This is a genomic window from Variovorax sp. RA8 (assembly GCF_901827175.1).
Taxonomy (GTDB): Bacteria; Pseudomonadota; Gammaproteobacteria; order Burkholderiales; family Burkholderiaceae_C; genus Variovorax.
Genome location: NZ_LR594662.1, coordinates 3,539,170 through 3,559,485, shown reverse-complemented (window position 1 = coordinate 3,559,485; position 20,316 = coordinate 3,539,170). Strand labels below are relative to the sequence as shown.

Sequence of the window (20,316 nt, the reverse complement as noted above, 5' to 3'; positions counted from 1 at the left end):
CCGGGTCAGCGGCTGCGGGAGTCCTTGCAAGTGTCGAGGAGCGCGATCGAGTGCTCGACCCTCCGCGCGATCTCGTCGTGCAGCGGCTTGGGTGAGCGGCTGGTGGCAAGCAGGAGCAGGATGCCGGTGCCGATCACGGACAGAAGTCCGGTCATCAGCTCGGAAAAGGTCAAGACGTCCATCTGGGGTCCTTGGAACGGGTGGCGGCTCGGAAGCAAGCGCCACGCAGTCTCTCACCGTCATCCCGCCCCCTCAATACGCCATATGGAGGAGGACCAAAGGTCGAAAGCGGCGCTGTCCTACTTGACCTCCAGGCCGTCCAGCGATGGGTCCGCCGGCGGCACCGCGAGTTTCATTCCCCGCATCGTCTTGATCAGCAATCGGGCAACCATCAGGTTCCGGTTGAGCTTGCTGTCGGAAGGGATGACATGCCAGGGGGCATGGTCGGTGGAGGTGCCGCGCAGCGCCTGATCGTAGGCGCGCTGGTAGGCCGCCCACTTCTTGCGCACGTCCAGATCGGCAAGATGAAATTTCCAGCGCTTGCCTGGTTCGTCGACGCGTTCCTGCAGCCGCTCGCGCTGTGTCTCCTTGCTGATATGCAGCATGCACTTGACGACCACCGTGCCGGACTCGACGAGCAGGCGCTCGAAATCCTGGATCTGCGCATAGCGGCGCTTCAGCTCCGCCTTGTCGATCCAGCCTTCGACCCATGGCACCAGCACGTCCTCGTAGTGGCTGCGGTTCCACACCATGATCTCGCCGGCGCGCGGCACATTGGCGTGGCAGCGCCACAGGAAATCGCGCGCTCGTTCTTCCTCGCTCGGGGCCTTGAAGGCCGTTACGCGCACGCCCAGCGGCGAGGTACGCGAGAACACCCAGCGGATGGTGCCGTCCTTGCCGCTGGTGTCCATGCCCTGCAGCACCAGCAGCAACTTGCGCCGGCCCTCCGCATGCAGCAGGTTCTGCAACTCGTCGAGCTCGCCGGCCAGCGCGTCGAGCCGTTCGCGCTCGACCTCTTCGTCGTCTTCGAGGAAGGCAGAGTCGGCGGGGTCCATCTTGTCGAGGCTGAATCCACTGCCGACACGGTACTTGTTGAGGCTGGCCATTCGCAGGACTCCTGGTTGTTGCTGGCACGGGGTCCGAGGGTAAGCGATGTTCAGTCTTTGTCGGGATCGAGCGAAGCGCTCCAGCGGTTGTCCCAATCCACGTGCCGGGCCTGGTCGAGGTCGCGACGGTTGCGCTTGGTCGGCCGTCCCTGCACGATGCTGAGCGCCGGCTCGCTGCCCATGCGCCGCTGCTCGCGCGCGGCCGCCTGCGCGGCCAGGCTCTCGGGCGTCTCCTCGTAGAGCTGCTGCGCCACCGGCGCCGGGCCGCGCTGGCCGCTCAGGCCCCGCACCCGCACGATGCGGTCGAGCCCGCCGCCGACGCGCAGCGCGACCAGGTCGCCGGCCTTCACCTCGCGCGAGGCCTTCGCCACCTCGCCGTTGATCTGCACGCGGTTCTTGCCGATTTCGTCGGCGGCCAGGGTGCGCGTCTTGAAGAAGCGTGCGGCCCAGAGCCATTTGTCGATGCGCAGGCGGTCCATGTCTCCGTGTGAGTGGGGTTTCAGCGATTGTCGCCGGCCAGCGGCAGCTGCACCACGGCATCGAGCCCGTGACGCTGTCCGCCGATTTCCCGGTTGTCGAGCGCGATGCTTCCACTCAGCGCGAGCACGATCTCGCGGCAGATGGCCAGCCCCAGCCCCGAGCCGCTGGCCACGTCGCCCGCGGCGAAGGGCGCGAACAGGCGCCGGCGCAACTCGTCGGGGATGCCGGCGCCCTGGTCGCTCACGACGAAGACGGCGGTCCCGTCCTGGGCCTCGACGCGCACCACCAGCGCGCCCCCGCGCGGACTGTGCTTGATGGCGTTGTGCAGCAGGTTGCGCGCCAGCTCCTGCAGCATCCAGCGGTGCGCGCGCACGAGCACCGGCGCGGAGCCGGCCGAGAGCTCCACGTCCAGCGCCTTGTCGGCCATCAGGGGCGAGAGGTCGAGCGCGACCTGGCGCACCGCCTCGCCCAGGTCCAGAACCTGCGAATCCGGCTGCTGGCGCAACTGCTCGACCTTGGCCAGCGACAGCATCTGGTTGGCCAGCGTGGTGGCGCGCTCCACCGTATCGCTGATCTCTGCGAGCGCCTCGCCGGTCGGCACGTCGCCGCGGCGCGCGGACTGCACCTGGGCCTTGAGCACCGCCAACGGCGTGCGCAGCTGGTGCGCGGTGTCGCGCACGAAGCGCTTCTGGTGGTCGAGCACCCGTTGCAGCCGCCCCATGACCTCGGTGGTGGCATCGACCAGCGGGCGCAGCTCGCGCGGCGTGTCGGGCGCGTCGATGGGCGAGAAATCGTCGGGCGCACGCCCTTCGATCAGCTCGCCCAGGTGGCGCACCGGCCGGGTGGCGCGCTGCACCACGAACACGGTCACGCCGGCAATCACGGCCAGCAGCACGAGCTGCCGCCAGAGCATATCGACCAGCAGCTTGCGCACCAGCGTCTCGCGCAGCTCCAGCGTCTCGGCCACCTGCACCACGGCCATGCCGCGCCCGCGCGCGCTGGCCACCGGCTGCAGCAGCACGGCCACCCGGACTGGCTGACCGCGAAAGCGCGCGTCATAGAAGTCCACCAGGGCCGCGTAGGGCGACCGGTCCGGCAGCTTGCCGCGCCAGAAGGGCAGCTCGGCAAAGCCGGAGATCATCTCGCCGCCGAGCGTGGAGACCCGGTAGAAGATCTTGCTCTGGTTGTCGGCCTCGAAGGCTTCCAGCGCGGAGTAGGGAACGATGGCGCGCAGCAAGGCCTGCTCGTCGTAGCCTTCGACGTCGAGCTGCTCGCCGATGGTCTTGGCCGAGGCGAGCAGGGTGCGGTCGTAGGCAGTGGTCGCTGCCGCGAGGCTCTGGCGGTACAGGCTCACGCTGTTGACCACGATGAACAGCGCGACCGGCACCAGGATGCCGGTGAGCAGCCTGGCGCGCAGCGAGGCGGCGCGCATCACGGTTCTTCGCGCAGCAGGTAGCCCAGGCCGCGCAAGGTCATCAGCGTCGCGCCGGTGCCGGCGAGCTTCTTGCGCAGGCGATACACCACCACCTCGACCGCCTCGTACTGCACCTCGGTCTCGCTGGGGAAGACCAGCTCGAACAGGCGCTCCTTGGCCACTGCATGGCCCGGCTTCACCATCAGCGCCTTGAGCAGGGCGAGCTCGCGCGGCGTCAGCTCCAGCACCTCGGCGCGGTGGTAGATGGCGCCGCTGTCGGGCTCGTAGCGCAGGCCGCCGACCTGCTGCGGGTTGTGCGCGGCGTCGGGTGCTGCGCTCTGATTGCGACGATGCAATGCGCGGATGCGCGCCTCGAGCTCGTCGAGGTCGAAGGGCTTGGGCAGGTAGTCGTCGGCGCCGGTATTGAGGCCCACCACGCGATCGCCCACGGTGCCGCGCGCGGTCAGTAGCAGCACCGGCGTGCGCAGGCCCTGGGCGCGCGCCTGCGCCAGGACCTGCAACCCGTCGACGTTGGGCAGGCTCAGGTCCAGCGCGACCACGTCGGGCTCGAGCGCTCGCCACTGCGCCAGCGCCTGCGCGCCGTCGCCGCAAAGGCGCACGTCGATCATGCGGCGGCCGAGGGTGCGCTGCAGCGTGGTTTGCATCGACGGGTCGTCTTCGACTAACAGCAGCTTCATGGCCGGTATTTCGGTGTTTACCCCAGTGCGCAGGACAGCCAACTGACAGCAGGGGCGCGCATCATAGCGGCGTTCCGCCTTTCCGATTCTTCAAGGAGACATGCATGCGTCGAGACACCTTCCTGAAATCCATGGCCGCGTTGGCCGCCACCGGTGCCCTGCCGCTGTCGGCGTGGGCCGCCCCCAACGTCAAGATGATGATCCCGGCCAACCCGGGCGGTGGCTGGGACACCACGGGCCGTGCACTCGGCAAGGCCATGACGGACGGCAAGCTGGCCGACACCGTCACCTACGACAACAAGGGCGGCGCCGCCGGCGCACTGGGCCTGGCGCAGTTCGTCAACGGCTCCAAGGGCGACCCGAATGCGCTGATGGTGATGGGCGCGGTGATGCTGGGCGGCATCATCACCGGCAAGCCGCCGGTGAACCTCTCGCAGGCCACGCCGCTGGCGCGGCTGACCAGCGAATACAACGTGTTCGTGCTGCCGGCCAGTTCGCCCCTGAAGACCATGAAGGACGTGGTCGAGCAGCTCAAGAAGGACCCGGGCAGCGTCAAGTGGGGTGGCGGCTCGCGCGGCTCCACCGAGCACATCGCCGCAGCCATGATCGCGCAGAAGGTCGGCGCCGACCCCTCCAAGATCAACTACGTGGCCTTCCGCGGCGGCGGCGAGGCCACCGCCGCCATCCTCGGCGGCAACGTCACCGTGGGCGGCAGCGGCTACAGCGAGTTCGCCCCGTACATCGCCGACGGCAAGATGCGCGCGATCGCCGTGACCTCGGCGCAGCGGCTGCCCGGCATCAACGTGCCCACGCTCAAGGAGCAGGGCATCGACGTCGAGATCGGCAACTGGCGCGGCGTCTACGGCGCCCCCGGCATCACCCCCGAGCAGCGCAAGGCGCTGACCGACCTGGTGCTGGCCGCGCTCAAGACGCCCGCCTGGAACGAGGCGATGAAGAAGAACGACTGGACGCCCGCCGTCCTGTCCGGCGACGCCTTTGCCAAGTTCGTGGACGAGGAGTTCGCCAGCCTGCGCGCGACCATGCACAAGTCCGGCATGGTCTGACGCGCTTCGCGCGCGTGCGGAGTGCGGCTTGGGGCCGCACTCCCTTCTTCCTTCGATCACACGCAAGGCCCAGAACAATGTCCAACATCGACCCCACCTCGAGTGGGCACGTGCCGCTCGAACCCGATCCGAGGCCGCCAGCGGTCTGGCCCCAGACCCTGGTCGGCGCCGGCGTTCTCCTCACCGGCCTGGCCCTGGCTTATGGCGCGATCGGCATCTCGTCGGAGGCGGGCTACGGCGGCGTCGGACCCAACTTCCTGCCCTGGCTGGTGTCGGTGGCCCTCACCCTCTGCGGCGCCTGGATCATCTGGGAATCGCGCACCGGCGGCTTCCGCAACATGGAGGCCCCCTCGGACGGGCCTGCCTACTGGAGCGGCTTCGCCTGGATTTCGGCCGGCCTTTTGCTCAACGCGGCGTTGATCACCACCATCGGCTTCATCCTGAGCTGCACGCTGTGCTACCTGTTCGCGGTGCAAGGATTGCGGCGCTCGAAGGGGCAGGGCGGCGTCAATTCGCCGCGCACCTGGCTCATCGACATCGCGACGGGCCTGCTGATCTCGGCCCCCGTCTACTGGATGTTCACCAAGTTCCTCGCCATCAACCTGCCGGGCCTGACCGGCTCGGGCTGGATCTGACATGGACATTTTCAATGCATTGCTTCAGGGCTTCGCGGCCGCGATCACGCCCGCGAACCTGCTCTGGTGCCTGGTGGGCTGCGCCCTCGGCACGGCCGTCGGCGTACTGCCCGGCATCGGTCCCGCGGTGGCGGTCGCCATGCTGCTGCCGATCACCGGCAAGGTCGACATCACCGCCTCGATGATCTTCTTCTCGGGCATCTACTACGGCGCCATGTACGGCGGCTCGACGACCTCCATCCTGCTGAACACGCCCGGCGAAACGGCCAGCATGGTGACGGCGATGGAAGGCAACAAGATGGCCAAGAGCGGCCGGGCCGGGGCCGCGCTGGCGACAGCCGCGATCGGCTCCTTCGTCGCCGGGACCATCGCGACCGTGATCGTCACGCTGTTCGCGCCCTACGTGGCCGAGTTCGCGGTCAAGCTGGGGCCGCCGGAGTACTTCCTCCTGATGGTGCTGGCATTCACCACCGTGAGCGCGGTGCTGGGCCAGAGCACGCTGCGCGGGCTCACGGCGCTGTTCATCGGCCTGGCGGCGGGCTGCATCGGCCTCGACCAGATCTCCGGCCAGGGCCGCTACACCGGCGGCATTCCCGAACTGCTCGACGGCATCGAGATCGTGCTGGTCGCGGTCGGCCTGTTCGCGGTGGCGGAAGTGCTCTACGCGGTGCTCTACGAAGGACGCACGGTCGAGACGCAGAACAAGCTCAGCCGCGTGCACATGACCGCACGCGACTGGCGCCGCTCGATCCCGGCCTGGCTGCGCGGCACCGCCATCGGCACGCCCTTCGGCTGCATCCCGGCCGGCGGCACCGAGATCCCGACCTTCCTGAGCTACGCGACCGAGAAGAAGCTGGTGAAGGATCCGCAGGACAAGGCGGAGTTCGGCACCCGCGGCGCCATCGAGGGTGTCGCCGGCCCCGAGGCCGCCAACAACGCCACCGTGACCGCCGCGCTGATCCCGCTGCTCACGCTCGGCATTCCTACCTCCAACACCACCGCCATCCTTCTGGGCGCCTTCCAGAACTACGGCATCCAGCCGGGGCCGCAACTCTTCACCACCTCGGCCGCGCTGGTGTGGGCGCTGATCGCCTCGCTCTACATTGGCAACGTGATGCTGCTGGTGCTGAACCTGCCGATGGTGGGGCTGTGGGTCAAGCTGCTCAAGATCCCGAAGCCGCAGCTCTACGCCGGTATCCTGATCTTCGCCACCGTGGGCGCCTACGGCATGCGCCAGAGCGCTTTCGACCTGGTGCTGCTCTACGTGATCGGCGTGCTGGGCGTGGTGATGCGCCGCTTCGACTTCCCGACCGCGCCGGTGGTGGTGGGCATGATCCTGGGCCCGCTGGCCGAAGCGCAGCTGCGCAACGCGATGTCGATCGGCGAGGGCAGTGCGGTGGTGTTCTTCCAGCGCCCGATGTCGCTCGTGCTGATCCTGGTCGTGCTGGCGGTGCTGCTGCTGCCGCGCGCGGCCAAGTACATGAGCGAACGCAGGCAGCTGCGCGCCGCGCCCGGCTGAAAGGCCGGCCCCGCGGCGCGCCGCCCTGGCCTCACTCGTCGGCCGGCGTCGGTGCCGACTGCGCGACGGTCGCGAATCCACCCGCGCCCTGGATGCGCGCGACTTCCGCAGTGAACTCCGGTCCGTGGCGCAGCCGCTGGTACATCGCCACCTGTGCGCGGTAGTGCCCGCGCGCGGGATCGAAGTCGTCGCGATAGGCGCTCTGGCCAAGGCCCGAACGCAGCCACAGGTTGAGGTCGGCCACCGCCTCCGCGCGGCTCAATCCGCCAGGCTGCGCGTCAGGCGGCCCGACGCGGAACTCCTGCGGCGTTCTCCCTTCCGCAGGTGCCGTGGCGACGTAGTCGGCCATCACGGCCGAGCGGCTCAGGGTGCTGGCCGACGGAATCGGCGCGCCGACCCATTGTTCCGGAGGAACCGTCTGCGCAGATACGACACCAGCGAATGTGACAGCAAAAAAAGCAAGAACTTTCGTATTCATGATGAAATCTCCTCTGCGGGGTGTGCGGGTGCGGAAATCGCATCCATCACGGTCCTACTGTGAGTCGCCACTGCCCCGGGAGCTGTGCGTTAGCGCACAGGTTTTGCAAAGAGGCCGTCATCACGGAGTCGGTGTCATGCCGCCTGATCGCTCCAGCCTGGGCCTGAAGCACATCGCGCTGCTGCAGGGCCTGTCGCGCGAGCGGCTGGAGCAGCTCGCTGCGCGCTGCCTGTGGCAGAGCCTGCCGGCGGGCAAGCCGCTGCTGCTGCGCTCCGAGTGCAAGAGCGATGTCTACTTCCTGGTGTCCGGCCGGCTGCGCGTGACGATCTACGCAGCCAACGGGCGGCAGGTCACCTTCCGCGACTCGCTCGAGGGCGAGCATTTTGGCGACATCGCGGCCATCGATGGCCAGCCGCGCTCGGCCGACGTGGTGACGCTCTCGCCCAGTGTGGTCGCCAGCCTCGATCGCGGGGCCTTCCTCGCGCTGCTGCGTGACGAGCCGGTGGTTGCCGAGCGTGTCATGCGCAGCCTCACCGCGCTGGTGCGCCAGCTGTCCGAGCGCGTGATCGACCTCAGCACGCTCGGCGTACAGAACCGTGTCCATGCCGAGCTGCTGCGCCTGGCACAGGCTGCGGGCATCGACGGCAACCGGGCACGGCTGGAGCCGGCGCCGACCCATGCCGAGCTGGCCAGCCAGATCAGCACCAACCGCGAGCAGGTGACGCGCGAGCTCAACGCCCTGCGGCGCGACGGCCTGCTGGCCAAGGACGGCCGGGCGCTGGTGCTGACCGATGCGCAGCGGCTCGTGCGGATGGTGGAGGAGGTGCGCGGTGCGTAGGTGTCATTGCGCTTTCGGTTTCGCTTTCGCTAGTCAGCCCGCCAGGCCGGCAGCTTCCACCCCGTCAGCATCGCCAGCGCCCGCAGCAGCGTGACCGTGCCTGCCGCGGCGGCCAGGCCGAGCCACTGCGGCATCGCCAGCTGGTGGGCCAGCACCACCAGCCACGCCCCGGCAAAGGCGCACAGTGCATAGGGCCGGTGGTCGCTGAAGGCGCGCGGGATCTCGTTGCACACGATGTCGCGCAGCACCCCGCCGCACACCGCCGTCACCATGCCCATGAGCACGGCGACGATGGGCGGCATGGCGGCGTCGATCGCGATCTGCGTGCCGCCGGCGGTGAACAGGCCCAGGCCCAGCGCATCGGGCCACTGCATGGCCCGCTCGGTGAGCGCGAAATGGCGCGAGCGCATGAAGAACATGGCGCCGACGCACAGCGCGAGCAGCACCCAGAGCCAGGCCGCGTGCTGGACCCAGAAGAAGGGCCGGCGGTCCAGCAGGACATCGCGCAGCGTGCCGCCCCCGAAGGCCGCGAGGCCCGCCACCACGCAGACGCCGACCGCATCCAGCCGCTTGCGCGCCGCCTCGATCAGGCCCGAGAGCGCAAACGCCAGCGTGGCCGCGGCCTCGATCGCGATCTGGGCGTTGGACAGAAGGAGCGCCTGGGACAGTGGGAGGCTCGACATGGCGGGCGTGGGCGAATCAAGGTGTGTCGATGGTAGTTGGCCGCTGACAGGCCGCACGCCCCATGGCACGAGGAGCCCCGCCTCGCTGCCGACCCCACGCCATGCTGCTGAAGCAGCAGTTCCGCTACTGCGCCGCGCCCGACGGTGTCCACATCTCGCTTGCGATGCTGGCGATCTCCCAGGTCGAGAGCCTGGCGTCAGCCCTGGGTCTGCCGGAATACATTCGTGCCGAGTGCGGTGCCATGGACGGCCAGGTGGGCGCCCAACTGGATGGCTTGGAGCAGCTCGGCCGGTGTGAGGTCTTGCGACAGCGCCGTGGCGACGATCCGCCGTATCGCGTCCGGATTGAAAGCCGTGAAGCACGCGTGCAGTGCCAACTGGACCAAGCTGCGCTCCGCCGGGGTCAGGCCCGCACCGGGGCGAGCTTGTTCGACAAAGTCCAGAAGCACGTCGGCGTAGCGGGGGTCGAGCCGCGCGACGGAGGCCAGGGCCAGCGCGTGCGCGGGACCGAGCCTGTCGATGCGGGCCTGGAGCGCCTCGTCGATCGCCGCTGCGCTCAAGTCGGCTAACTCGGCCAGGATGTCGGTTGCCTGGCACACACTGGCGAGGCCTTGCACGGCAACGAGGTGCAGCACATCGAAAATGTCGGCCTGGGTGGCGCCCACCTCGAGTGCCCGCTTCATGTGGGTGTGCAAGCCCGGCTCGAAAAGATGGGAGGAGGAGGAATCGAGCGCCACATAGATGAGCTCCACCATGCGCTCCGTCAGCGGTCCGGTGCGCGCTGGGTACCCCGCATAGCGCGCGTATTGCTGCACGAAGGCGGGGCAGACCTGCAGCATGGTCTCGGTCCAGGGGCGCCAGTAGCCTCGCTCCGCGATGAAGGACTCTTTGATCTGCGCACGCGCAGCATCGGGCACACCGTCTGGTGTTGTCATAGCGACTCCTGGGCAGTGGTGCCTCGGCAGGCAAGAGTCTGCCCCGTCAGGTACTGGGCGGCAGATCCGCAGACGAAGCGCAGCAGCGGGTGCAATGCCCCTGGGTCCAGATCTCTCGGTACTTCCAGTGCATTGATGCGCAAGGCTCGACTGCCCCACTCGCAGGCGAGGGCCGAGACCAGCATGCGGGCCGCGGCGGCATCGCCGGCGTCTTGCCAACGATCGGCCTTTTCGGCCGGCAGCAGCACAGTCAGGCTGGCCTGCTGTGCGTAGCGCGCTGCAAAACGCGCGGCGGCAGCATGCACCGCCTGCAACACGCATGTAGATGCGCCGTGCAGCGGCGACAGGTCAAGGCAGGCTGCATAGTGCGGGCCTGCCGCAGGCGCTTGTGCCACGGCTTGCCATGGTGCGGCATCTGCGCCGCAGACTTCCAGTCGCACCGGCATATCGAAGGGCTGCGGGTCCAGTGTGGCCGGCGCGAACGGCTGACTGCCGCCGTAGACGGAAGAGCCGCCATTCACCGCGAGCATCTGCCCACTCAGCGGTTGCGCTCCGGCGCTGGCCAGAAAGTAGAGTGCCTGCGCCATTTCCTCCGGCGCGGCCATGCGGCCGAGCGGGATCTTCGCCACTGCGTTTTCGGGCCTGAGCCGACCGGCCTGGATCAGTCCGTCCACCAATTCGGTCCGGACGAATCCTGGGGCAAGCACCGTCACGCACCAGTCGGGCCGCGCCTTCGCCAGCGCCAGGGTCTGGGCGATGAGTCCCGCCTTGCTCGGGCTGTAGGCGCCGCGCCACGGGATGGCATGCAGGCCGGCGCCGGACGCCACGTTCACGATGCGTGCGCCGGGCTCGAGCAGATGGGCACACGCATCGACCACGGCTGCCGGCGCTGCCAGATTGAGTGCGAGCAGACGACCGATCTGCGCCTCGCCTTGCTCGGCCAGCGGCATATTGGACGTGTCGGACATGCCGGCGTTGTTGATGATGGCGTCCAGCTCGGGCGTGCCTTCGCCCAGGGATGCGATTTGCTGCGAGTCGGTGAGGTCGATCGTGCGCAGCACATGCGCGGCCGAGGCAGGTGAGGGCAGGCTTTGTCCCAACAGGTACAAGGCCCGCTGGTTGTTGTCGACCAGCATGCATTGCCAGCCTGCGCCGGCAAACAGCCGTGCGGTGTCGCGTCCGATGCCGGACGCAGCACCGGTGATCAGAACCGTTGGCATCCGCAGTCCTGGGAAGATCAGATGTTGGTCAGCGTGATGCCGCCATCCACCGTCAAGGCCTGCGCCGTGATGAAGCCCGCGTCATCGCTGGCCAGGAAGCAGATGCTGCGTGCGATGTCTTCCACGGTGCCCAGCCGGCCCAGCGGCGTGCGGGCAATGCGGTTGGCATCGCGCTCGGCGTTGCGGTTGCGCTGCGTGCCTTCGGTGGGAACAGCCGACGGGCACACGGCATTGACGCGGATGTTGCGCGCTCCCAGTTCTGCTGCCGCAGCGCGGGTGATGCCCAGGATGCCCGACTTGATGCCGGAATAGACCACCGAGTTCGCGGCCGAGCGCAAGGCCGCGACCGACGCCACGTTCACGATCGAACCGCCGCGCTGCGGGTCCATCACCGCCACGGCCTCCTGCAGGCTCCAGATCACGGACTTGAAGCCCACGTCCAGCATGCGATCCACGGTGTCCGCCATGATTTCGGGGATGGCCTGGTATCGCACCCAGGCCGCGTTGTTGACCAGGATGTCGAAGCGCTTGCCCTGCTCGAACGAGCGCTGGATGGCCTCGCGAATGCCTTCGCGGCTGGCGATGTTCAGCGCGATGCCGATGGCCTGCCCTCCGCGGGACTTGATCTCCTCCACCACGGGTGTCACCAGTTCTTCCTTGAGGTCGTTCACGCAGACGATGGCACCGCGCGCGGCCATCTGAAAGGCGGTCTCGCGGCCGATGCCGGCGCCGGCGCCGGTGATGAGGGCCACGCGGCCGAGCAGATCCTGGTTCATGGATATTCCTTGGTTCATACGGACCGGATGAAGTCCCGGCCGACCTGACTGGCAAGCGCGCCCGAGCCGAATGCGGCGTCGAACTTCCGTACTTCGCGCAGGGCATAGTGCAAGGGCACTTCCCAGGTAAAGCCCATGCCGCCATGCAGGTGGATGGACTTTTCCAGCACGAAGGCCGCACTGGCCAGGGCATTGGCCAGCACGGGTTGGGTGCTGCGCACGCTGCCGTATTCATCGGCGCCGAGTACGCGCTGGATGCCCGCATTGGAGGCTTCCTGCAGCAGGCGCATGCGCGCCAGCAGGTGGCGCACGGCCTGCTTGGCCGACAGGGGGCGTCCGAACTGCACGCGGGTCGACATGTATTCGGCCGTGGTGGCCAGCGCGGCCTCGGCGGCGCCGTTGACAAAGCCGGCGATCAGGATCTGGCCGTTGCGCTGCAGTGCTGCGAAGGTGGCAGCATCCAGCGTGGCCAGCACCTGGGCGCTGTCCAGCGCCAGCCACGATTGAGGGCTCTCCGGGTCCAGCGCGCCGTCGTCCTGAATTTCGACGGAGCTCAGTTCCACCAGGGCGCCGCCGCCCTGGCCGTCGGCGACCAGCACCCAGTCACTGTCCTTGGCGCAGCGAGCCTGTCCTGCCCATCGGTCCTGAAGACTGCCGTGCAATGCCCATGTGGCGACGCGTGCGCCGCTGGCAAGTTCTGCAGCGAGAGGGGAGTCACCCAGCGCCTTGGCGATCAGGATGGTTTCGAGCAGCGGCCACCGCAAGCGCAGCTTGCCCGCTTCGGCCGCGATGGGCAGGGCGAACTCGATACCCAGCGCGAGCCCGCCGGCATCTTCGTGGGCGCACACCCCGCACAGCCCCGCGTTGGCGAGGACCTGGGCAGCCTCGCGGAAGTTGCGCGTCTGCGCATCCGCGATCGCCTCGGCTGCGGCCTGGGCAAATTCCTCGGGCTCGAGATCGTTGTCTGATGTTGGCATCTCAAAGGTCCTTCGGCAGGTTCATGATGCGTTGCGCAATGATGTCCAGCTGCACTTCGGTGGTGCCGGCGTAGATGGTCTCGGCGCGGGCGTACAGGTAGCCCGTGGTGAAGGCCTTGCGGGCACGCTGTGCCTGCGCACTGGAGCGCGGGTTCACCTGCGACACGACGGACAGCGCCAGGCCCATGAAGGCCTGATGGCACTCCGACCAGAAGAGCTTGGTCAGCGAGCCCCGGGCACCGATCTTGTCGCCCGCCATCATCTGGTTCACCGTGCGCTCGACCAGGCCCTTGAGCGCGTCGATCTCGCCCACCACATCGCCGATGCGGCGCTGGTAGTAACCGTCGTCGAGCAACTTCGACAGTTGCGGGTCGGACTTGCACGCGGCGACGAGCTGGCGCAGTTCGCATTCGAAGCGCCACGCACGGTACATGCGATTGGTGGCGCGCTCGATCGACAACACGCGGATCGCGGCATTCCAGCCCTCGTCCGGTGCGCCAAGGCGCGCACTGTCGGGCACCTCCACGTTGTCGAAGAAGACTTCGGCAAAGGACTCCTTGCCATCGATCGACTTGATGGGCACCACCCGGATGCCGGGCGTGTCCATGGGCACTGCGAACATCAACAGCCCGCGGTGCTTGTCGGCGACCGTGCCGGTGCGGGTGAGGAGCAGGCAGTAGTGCGCCTTGGCGGCACCGCTGGTCCAGATCTTCTGCCCGTTGATGCGCCACGTGTCGCCCTCCTGCACGGCCTTGGTACGCAGGCGCGCCAGGTCGGAGCCCGCGTCGGGCTCGGAGAAGCCCTGGCACCAGTAGCTGCGCATGGAGAGGATGCGAGGCAGGAACAACTGCTTCTGTTCTTCCGTCCCCACCGTCTGGATGATGGGCCCCGCCAGCTCTTTGCCGATCGAGCTCACGCTCTCTGGCATGGCCAGCGCACCCACTTCCTTGTTGACGGCCAGGTGCTCGCGCAGGGTCAGGCCCAGGCCGCCGTAGGCCTTGGGCCATGTCATGCCCGCCAGGCCCGCGTCGTACATGGACGCCTCCCAGTCGCGGCATTCGTCCAGCGTGGGCGTGCGGTAGTTGACGTTGTCCGCACGCATGTGCTCGGGCAGGTTGGCGCGCAGCCACTGGCGCGCGTACTGGCGGTAGACGGCCGGGCCCGCTGCAGCGTCCGGAATGGCCGGGTTCTTTTCCATGTGCATGAGGGACTTCAATGTGCAGGGCTGTTGCAGGAGGTCGGAACCATCAGGGCATCGAGGACGAGGACACCCTCGCCCTCGGGCTTGACCAGGATGGGGTTCATGTCGATTTCGGCCACGTCTTCGGCATGGCGGCATGCAAACTCCGAGAGCCGGGCCACCGTGCGGGCAGCGGCGGCCACGTCGGCCTTGGGCTGGCCACGGGCGCCGTCCAGCAGCGCGAACATCTTGAGGCCGCGGATCATCCGCAGGGCTTCGTCTTCGGAGACGGGCGCGACCTGCACGGCAACATCCTTGAGGATCTCCGCATGGATGCCGCCCAGCCCCACCATGACCACGGGGCCGAACACGGGGTCGCGCGAGACACCGGCGATCAGCTCCACGCCACCGCGGACCATCGGGGCCACCAGCACACCATCCAGCCGCGCCTGCGGTGCATGCCTGGCGGCATTGGCGAGGAGGCGGCCGTAAGCTTCCCGCACGGCGTCGTCGTCCTGCAGGTTCAGCGCCACGCCGCCGATCTCGGTCTTGTGGGCGATGTCTTCCGACGCGATCTTGAGGACCACGGGGTAGCCGATGGCCTGCGCGCTGCGCACGGCATCGTCGGCCGAAACCACCACCTCCTCGCGCGGCACGCTGATCCCTGCTGCCGCCAGTGCCTTCTTGGCATGGAACTCGTTGCGGAACACGGCGGGATCGACCTTTTCGACCGGGCCACCATACGCTGCGGCGGTGGGCAGGGTGTTGAGCCGGCCGAGCCTGACCAGGCCCGCCAGGCCCCTGGCTGCCGCTGGAATGCCGGGGAACACCGGAATGCCCAGCGCATTGATCTCGGCGACCGCATCGGGCGGGCCCTGGCTGATGAGGATCAGCAGGCGGTCGGGGTGGCTGGCGCGGATCTTCGACAGCGCCTCCAGGTACACGCCGCGCAGGCGGGGGTTGTAGAGCGACAGCGCCAGCAGCAGCACCAGCGTGCTGCCGTTCTCATCGTTCTGGAGGGCCGTCAGCATCTTCAGCAGGATGTCGGGCCGCGCGGACATCTGGGCCGATGCGTCGACCGGATTGTTGGTGCCGGCGGTGGGCACGGCCTCCCGGATCAGGGCCTTGGTCGCGTCGGCGAGCTGCGGCAGCGTCATGCCGGCTTCCACCATGGCATCGGCCATCATGATTCCGAATCCGCCGGAAGCGGCCACCAGCGTCACGGCGTCCGTGGCGGGCAGCCGCGCTGCGCCCAGGAGGGCAACAGCGTGGCCCACCTCCAGCAGCTCTTCGAAAGAGCGCACGCGCAGCACGCCATAGCGGCGGAAGACGGCATCGAACACCGCGTCGGAACCCGTCAGCGCGCCGGTGTGCGACGCAGCGGCCGCCTGGCCTTGCTCGGTGGCGCCGATCTTGAGGACGATCACCGGCTTGTGCTGCCGGCGCGCCATGTCGAGCGCCTCGACCAGGCGCCCGGCATCGCGGCAGGTTTCCATGCAGCACAGAATGATGCGCGTGCCGGGATCGTGCGCCAGCGCGGCAATGCCGTCGGCCACGTCCACGTCGGCCTCGTTGCCGGTGGCGATGAAGCGGCTCACGCCCAGGCCGCGATCGGCCATGTTGCGCATGGTGAAGCTGCCGATGTTGCCCGACTGCGAGACGATGCCCACCTGCCCGGGAGGCGGCATGGCTTGTTCCAGCGCAATCGAGAAAGAGCCCACCAGCTTGTCCACGACGTTGACGGCGCCCAGGCAGTTCGGTCCCAGCAGGCGCATGCCGTGGTTGCGCGCCACGCTCACCAGCTCAGCCTGCAGGGCCGCGCCATCGGGGCCGGCCTCGGCAAAGCCGGTGGACAGCACGATCACGCCGCGCACACCGCGATCGGCACAGTCGCGCACCGCTTGCAGCGTGGCGCCGGCGGGCACGGCCAGGATCGCCATCTCCGGCGCCGTGGGCGTGTCCAGGATCGAGGCGTAGGCCTGAAGGCCCTGGATGGTGCCGCCCTTGGGGTTGATGGGATAGATGGCGCCGGCATAGCCGTATTTGCGCAGCAGCTGGACGGGACGGCCGCCGATCTTGGTGATGTCGTCGGAAGCACCGATCACGGCCACGCCGTCGGCCTTGAAGAAGGCGTCGAGCCCGGCGCCCGGTGATGGTTGAACCTGGGTCAGCATGTGCTCAACGCCCTTTGAAAACCGGTGCGCGCTTTTCGAGGAAGGCCATGCGCGCTTCGCGGGCGTCTTCGGTCTTCGACAGGGCCATGGTGAACTCCTGCTCGAAGCGATAGGCGTCGCGCTGCGGCATCACATCCACCATGTTGGCTGCACGCTTGGCATAAGCGATGGCCAGCGGTGCCTTGGAGGCGATCTCGCGGGCCAGTGCCATCGTCACGGGCAGCAGGTCCTTCTCGGGCAGTACCTCTTCGACGACGTTGCGCTTGAGCAGGTCGTGCGCGCTCAGGCGCTGGCCCGTGAAGAACATGCGACGCAGGGTGGAGCGGCCGAACAAGGTCTTGAGCATGGAGGCGCCGCCCGCCAGTCCCACGTTGATCTCGGGCATGCCCACGGTGGCGCTCTCCGAGGCATACAGGATGTCGCAGGCCGCGGCCAGCCCGAACCCTGCCCCCAAGGCCGCACCATTGATGGCGGCAATCACGGGCTTGGCGCACTCGCGAATGGCATTTCCCGTTTCGCGGGTGATGCGGTTGTGCTCGAGGAAGTCGCCGGCGATCTCGGCGTTGGGACGATCCTTCAGGTCGGCGCCCGCGCAGAACACGCCGCCTGCTCCGGTGAGCACCGCACAGCGGATGTCCTCGCGTTCGGAGATGGCGTCGAAGGTGGCTACCAGTTGGCGGCGCATCTCGCGGCTCAGCGCGTTGACGGGCTTGCGGTCCATGGTGACCAGGCCCACGCCGTCAGAAACTTCCAAACGAACCCATTCATCACTCATACACCACCTCTGTAAAAAGCCAGCTTGCTGCGGCAGGAATTTGCTCGATTGATTATAGAAATGGCGGTCGAATTCATTTCCAACCAATCCGAGAGAGTGTTCTGCGAAAAATGAAGCATTCGCCCGTTGGTGTATGGGTGCCGCGTTGCTACCATGTGCGGACACCCAAATCAGGCTGGCGATGCTTCGTGCCGATGGCACGGGTTTCCAGCTATTTTGATTTCACCCATTCATCGCGCATCCAAATAAAAATTCAGGTCGCCAATTAGAGGCGTATTGGAAAAAGAAAATGGAAATCAAGCGCCTGGGGGACCTGAAAACAGCATTGGGCGAATGCCCGGTGTGGCACGGGGCGCAACTGTGGCTGTTGGACTGCCGCAAGGGCCTGATCCATGCGCTCGACCCGGACACGGGCCAGGCGACGGCGCGCCATGTAGCGCCGCCACCCCTGGGCTCTTTTGCGTTCAACGGCGACGGGCTCGACTGCATCGTGCTGTCGCTGAAGGAGGAAATCGCAGCGCTGGACCTTCGTACCGGGCAGTTGCGCACGCTGGCGAGGATCGAGGCGAGCAGCCCCCATTTGCGGCTGAACGACGGCATATCGCTGGCCGACGGCAGCTTCGTGGTCGGCACCATGCATGTGTTTCGTGCGCCCGATGAGCCGCCGCTCGGCGGCCTGTACCGGCTCGATACCCGGCTGCACCTGCACAAGCTCGACGATGGGCTGGGGATCGTCAACGGACCCTGCGTGAACCCGGTCAGCGGGCGCCTGCATGTGGCCGACAGCGCCGCGAGGGTCATCTATTCGTACGCTTTAGCGGCAGACGGAACGCTGGCGGACAAGCAGGTCTTCGTCCGCACCGAAGTCCATGACTCCGGGCCGGATGGCTGCGCCTTCGACAGCGAGGGCGGGCTATGGACTGCACTGGTCCGCACGGGAGCACTGGCGCGTTTCGACATGGAGGGTCGGCTCACCCACAAGATCGAGCTCCCGGTGGCCCACCCGAGCGCCTTGTGCTTCGGCGGGCCGGAGATGGCCGACCTGTTCGTCACCACCATCAGCGACAGTGGCCGGCTGAGCGCATCGGGGCCCCTGGACGGAGCCGTGCTCAAAGTGACCGGCCTGGGCTTTCGCGGGTCCGCGCGGCCCGCGTGCCGCATGCCGCTGTAGGCGGGGCCGGCTACGCGGCGGGCGTCGAGCCTAGTCCCGCGAGTCCGGCCGCCTTGCCGTGCGCCGCAAAGCGCAGCTCGGGTCCCGCCACGTGTTCGGCGACGAAATCCAGGAACAGCCGGATCTTGGCGGGAATGATGGGGGTGTCCAGGATGGTGGCGTACATGCCTTCATCGAAGCCCTTGTTGCTGATGCGATAGTCGGTCAGCACCCTGACGAGCCGGCCCGCACGGATGTCGTTGTGCACCGTGTAGTCATCCAGCAGCACCAGCCCTTCGCCCAGGCGGGCGAGTTCCAGCAGGGCAATGCCGTTGTTGCTGACATGGCGGGGCTTGAAGGCGATTTCGGTGAGCCGCTCCTCCTGCTTGAAGAGCCATGTGTATTCGTTGCCGGGCAGCTCGTAGGCCAGGCAGTCATGCTCGAGAATGCCTTCGGGCGTCTGCAAGGCGGGTTTGCCGGCCAGGTAGGCGGGGGTTGCCGCGAGATGGCGCTCGCTCTGGAAAAGCATGCGGCGCTTCACGCCGGCCTCCACGGGCGGCGAGATGCGAAAGTCGACGTCGAACTGGTTGCGCCGCAGGTCCACGGCGGCCTCGGTCAGCGTGAGTTCGATGTGGATCTCGGGGTACAGCTTGCGGAACGCAGCGATCAGCGGCGGCAACACACCCAGGCCGAACATCACCCGCGAATGCACCCGCAGCAAGCCCTGGGGCGCGGAGCTGATGGCCGTGATGTTGGCCTGGAGTTCGTTGATGCGCCACAGGATGCCCTCCAGCTGGCGCGCATATTCCTGGCCCGACTCCGTCAGGGCGACCTGGCGCGTGGAACGCAGCAGGAGCTTGACCTTCAGCTCCTCCTCGATGTCGGTGATCATCCGCGACACGCCCGTGGCCGATATGCCGAAGCGGCGCGCCGTCTCGGAAAAATTCCGCGTCTGGGAGATCGATAGAAACAGCTCCATGGCCCGCAATCTATCCATGAATGCTCCGGTTTGCGCAGTTCAGATCTGCAGTTTTTGCCATAGTCGATCCTGTTTGTCTATCTAGAATTTAGCAGCCCTTTGCGGGTGCTCGGCGGCTGCTAATTTTGCGGGGACGTTCATGGAATTCGGCGTATTTATTTTGGCCCAGCAACGGGGCTATCACCAGACTTCGCAGCAGGTCATCGACAATTCAATCCAGCAAACCATCGCGGCGGAACAGGCGGGATTTCACAACGCCTGGTATGCGGAGCACCACTTCAACAATTACTCGCTCTCCCCGTCTCCGCTGATGATGGTGGCCCACATGGCGGGCAAGACGCAGCGCATTCGCCTGGGGACCGCCGTCTGCATCCTGCCGCTCTACCAACCCGCACGCTTCCTGGCCGAGGTCGGATTCGTGGACACGGTGTCGGGCGGGCGGCTGGACCTGGGGGTGGGTTCGGGCTACCAGGAATTCGAATTCGCCCGATTCGGCGTGAAGCTTGCGGAATCGGGCGCGATCTACAACGAGTTCCTGGACATCCTGAACAAGGGACTGACCCAGAAGATCTTCGAATACGAGGGCCGGTTCCTCAAGATGCCGCCCAGCTCCATTGCGGTGCGCTGTGTGCAGGACCCGATGCCGCCGGTGTGGATCACCTCGGGCAACCCGGTGTCCCTGGGTCGCGGCATGCGCGAGAACCACAACCTGTTCGTGACCGCGCTGCTCAAGGGCAACGAGGGCATCCAGGATCTGCGTGAACGCCTGGTGAAGGTGGCCAGCGACACCGGCAAGGATCTGGATCGCGATGTGAAGTTCGGCTTCCTGCGCTGTGCCTACGCCTCCGACGACAACGCGGAGATCGACGCTTACCTGGATTGCGCGCGCTTCCAGCGCCGCATTTCCGAGAGCCTGAAGTTCCGCCGCTCGCAGTCCGACGACGGCTACATGATCAAGGAGGTGCCCTCGGAGACCGACCCCACGATGGAGCAGTTGCGCAAGAACCTGCCCGTAGGCTCGGTCAACCAGGTGATCGACAAGATGCTGGAAGAGATCAGCATCCTGCGCCCCAAGCACATCGCGCTGCAGACCCAGCTGGGCGATTTCGACCAGAAGACCATGCTCGAGCAGATCGCGCTGTGGGGCGAAAGAATCATCCCCGCCATCAACAAGGAGCTGGAACGCAACCAGCCCGATGCCCGCGCGCTCGCTGCGTAGAGGCGGTCCTTCTCAT

21 protein-coding genes are annotated in these 20,316 nt (G+C 67.3%); 6 read left to right on the top strand and 15 right to left on the bottom strand.

The window, feature by feature from the left end; translation table 11 throughout:
- Nucleotides 1-5 precede the first annotated feature (5 nt).
- The 5 genes from E5P3_RS16640 to E5P3_RS16620 all read right to left on the bottom strand — a co-directional run bounded on the left by E5P3_RS16640 (nucleotide 6) and on the right by E5P3_RS16620 (nucleotide 3,698).
- Nucleotides 6-182, bottom strand: coding sequence for a hypothetical protein (locus tag E5P3_RS16640; RefSeq protein WP_162586982.1), 177 nt, complete (start codon nucleotides 180-182; stop codon nucleotides 6-8).
- A 117-nt stretch (nucleotides 183-299) separates the two neighbouring features.
- Nucleotides 300-1,106 carry a PPK2 family polyphosphate kinase gene (locus tag E5P3_RS16635; RefSeq protein WP_162586981.1) on the bottom strand — a complete coding sequence of 269 codons (807 nt, stop codon included), beginning with the start codon at nucleotides 1,104-1,106 and terminating at the stop codon, nucleotides 300-302.
- Nucleotides 1,107-1,156: 50 nt separating this feature from the next.
- Complete coding sequence (locus E5P3_RS16630; protein WP_162586980.1) at nucleotides 1,157-1,585, bottom strand: RNA-binding S4 domain-containing protein; 429 nt, start codon at nucleotides 1,583-1,585, stop codon at nucleotides 1,157-1,159.
- A gap of 20 nt (nucleotides 1,586-1,605) precedes the next feature.
- Nucleotides 1,606-3,021, bottom strand: a complete 1,416-nt coding sequence (locus tag E5P3_RS16625) for a sensor histidine kinase (protein WP_162586979.1) — start codon at nucleotides 3,019-3,021, stop codon at nucleotides 1,606-1,608.
- The gene (locus E5P3_RS16620) at nucleotides 3,018-3,698 is read right to left on the bottom strand and encodes a response regulator transcription factor (protein ID WP_162586978.1); all 681 of its coding nucleotides are present in this window, start codon (nucleotides 3,696-3,698) and stop codon (nucleotides 3,018-3,020) included. Before E5P3_RS16620 ends, E5P3_RS16625 begins: the two co-directional genes overlap by 4 nt.
- Before the next feature lie 104 nt (nucleotides 3,699-3,802).
- Here E5P3_RS16620 and E5P3_RS16615 point away from each other — a divergent pair, with 104 nt between their 5' ends.
- The 3 genes from E5P3_RS16615 (at nucleotide 3,803) to E5P3_RS16605 (ending at nucleotide 6,916) form a co-directional block, all read left to right on the top strand.
- The gene (locus tag E5P3_RS16615; protein WP_162586977.1) at nucleotides 3,803-4,762 is read left to right on the top strand and encodes a Bug family tripartite tricarboxylate transporter substrate binding protein; all 960 of its coding nucleotides are present in this window, start codon (nucleotides 3,803-3,805) and stop codon (nucleotides 4,760-4,762) included.
- A 77-nt stretch (nucleotides 4,763-4,839) separates the two neighbouring features.
- A complete protein-coding gene (locus E5P3_RS16610; protein ID WP_162586976.1) occupies nucleotides 4,840-5,397 on the top strand; it encodes a tripartite tricarboxylate transporter TctB family protein in 558 nt (185 codons plus the stop codon).
- 1 nt (nucleotide 5,398) lies between these two features.
- Complete coding sequence (locus E5P3_RS16605) at nucleotides 5,399-6,916, top strand: tripartite tricarboxylate transporter permease (protein ID WP_162586975.1); 1,518 nt, start codon at nucleotides 5,399-5,401, stop codon at nucleotides 6,914-6,916.
- A gap of 31 nt (nucleotides 6,917-6,947) precedes the next feature.
- On the opposite strand, the gene E5P3_RS16600 is transcribed toward E5P3_RS16605, so the two are convergent.
- Nucleotides 6,948-7,394, bottom strand: a complete 447-nt coding sequence (locus E5P3_RS16600) for a hypothetical protein (protein ID WP_162586974.1) — start codon at nucleotides 7,392-7,394, stop codon at nucleotides 6,948-6,950.
- 136 nt (nucleotides 7,395-7,530) lie between these two features.
- Between E5P3_RS16600 and E5P3_RS16595 the strand changes: the two genes are divergently transcribed.
- Nucleotides 7,531-8,232 carry a Crp/Fnr family transcriptional regulator gene (locus E5P3_RS16595; protein WP_162586973.1) on the top strand — a complete coding sequence of 234 codons (702 nt, stop codon included), beginning with the start codon at nucleotides 7,531-7,533 and terminating at the stop codon, nucleotides 8,230-8,232.
- Nucleotides 8,233-8,261: 29 nt separating this feature from the next.
- Here the strand turns inward: E5P3_RS16595 and E5P3_RS16590 are convergent, their stop codons facing one another.
- The 8 genes from E5P3_RS16590 to E5P3_RS16555 form a co-directional block, all read right to left on the bottom strand.
- Nucleotides 8,262-8,915: a trimeric intracellular cation channel family protein gene (locus E5P3_RS16590; protein ID WP_162586972.1), complete on the bottom strand. Its 654-nt coding sequence runs from the start codon at nucleotides 8,913-8,915 to the stop codon at nucleotides 8,262-8,264.
- Nucleotides 8,916-9,112: 197 nt separating this feature from the next.
- Complete coding sequence (locus tag E5P3_RS16585) at nucleotides 9,113-9,850, bottom strand: carboxymuconolactone decarboxylase family protein (protein WP_162586971.1); 738 nt, start codon at nucleotides 9,848-9,850, stop codon at nucleotides 9,113-9,115.
- On the bottom strand, nucleotides 9,847-11,070 hold the full coding sequence (locus E5P3_RS16580; RefSeq protein WP_162586970.1) for an SDR family oxidoreductase: 1,224 nt from the start codon (nucleotides 11,068-11,070) through the stop codon (nucleotides 9,847-9,849). Before E5P3_RS16580 ends, E5P3_RS16585 begins: the two co-directional genes overlap by 4 nt.
- 17 nt (nucleotides 11,071-11,087) lie before the next feature.
- A complete protein-coding gene (locus E5P3_RS16575) occupies nucleotides 11,088-11,846 on the bottom strand; it encodes an SDR family NAD(P)-dependent oxidoreductase (RefSeq protein ID WP_174263075.1) in 759 nt (252 codons plus the stop codon).
- 14 nt (nucleotides 11,847-11,860) lie between these two features.
- On the bottom strand, nucleotides 11,861-12,823 hold the full coding sequence (locus E5P3_RS16570; protein ID WP_162586969.1) for an acyl-CoA dehydrogenase family protein: 963 nt from the start codon (nucleotides 12,821-12,823) through the stop codon (nucleotides 11,861-11,863).
- 1 nt (nucleotide 12,824) lies between these two features.
- Nucleotides 12,825-14,027: an acyl-CoA dehydrogenase family protein gene (locus E5P3_RS16565; RefSeq protein WP_162586968.1), complete on the bottom strand. Its 1,203-nt coding sequence runs from the start codon at nucleotides 14,025-14,027 to the stop codon at nucleotides 12,825-12,827.
- An 8-nt stretch (nucleotides 14,028-14,035) separates the two neighbouring features.
- Nucleotides 14,036-16,177: an acetate--CoA ligase family protein gene (locus E5P3_RS16560; RefSeq protein WP_162586967.1), complete on the bottom strand. Its 2,142-nt coding sequence runs from the start codon at nucleotides 16,175-16,177 to the stop codon at nucleotides 14,036-14,038.
- Between the two features lie 4 nt (nucleotides 16,178-16,181).
- The gene (locus E5P3_RS16555) at nucleotides 16,182-16,952 is read right to left on the bottom strand and encodes an enoyl-CoA hydratase/isomerase family protein (RefSeq protein WP_162589715.1); all 771 of its coding nucleotides are present in this window, start codon (nucleotides 16,950-16,952) and stop codon (nucleotides 16,182-16,184) included.
- Between the two features lie 289 nt (nucleotides 16,953-17,241).
- Here E5P3_RS16555 and E5P3_RS16550 point away from each other — a divergent pair, with 289 nt between their 5' ends.
- Nucleotides 17,242-18,123, top strand: coding sequence for an SMP-30/gluconolactonase/LRE family protein (locus E5P3_RS16550; RefSeq protein ID WP_162586966.1), 882 nt, complete (start codon nucleotides 17,242-17,244; stop codon nucleotides 18,121-18,123).
- 10 nt (nucleotides 18,124-18,133) lie between these two features.
- Here E5P3_RS16550 and E5P3_RS16545 read toward each other — a convergent pair whose 3' ends face one another.
- Complete coding sequence (locus tag E5P3_RS16545; RefSeq protein WP_162586965.1) at nucleotides 18,134-19,099, bottom strand: LysR family transcriptional regulator; 966 nt, start codon at nucleotides 19,097-19,099, stop codon at nucleotides 18,134-18,136.
- Nucleotides 19,100-19,220: 121 nt separating this feature from the next.
- Between E5P3_RS16545 and E5P3_RS16540 the strand changes: the two genes are divergently transcribed.
- Entirely contained in the window at nucleotides 19,221-20,300 is a 1,080-nt protein-coding gene (locus tag E5P3_RS16540; RefSeq protein ID WP_162586964.1) for an LLM class flavin-dependent oxidoreductase, read from the top strand.
- The last annotated feature ends 16 nt before the right edge of the window (nucleotides 20,301-20,316 follow it).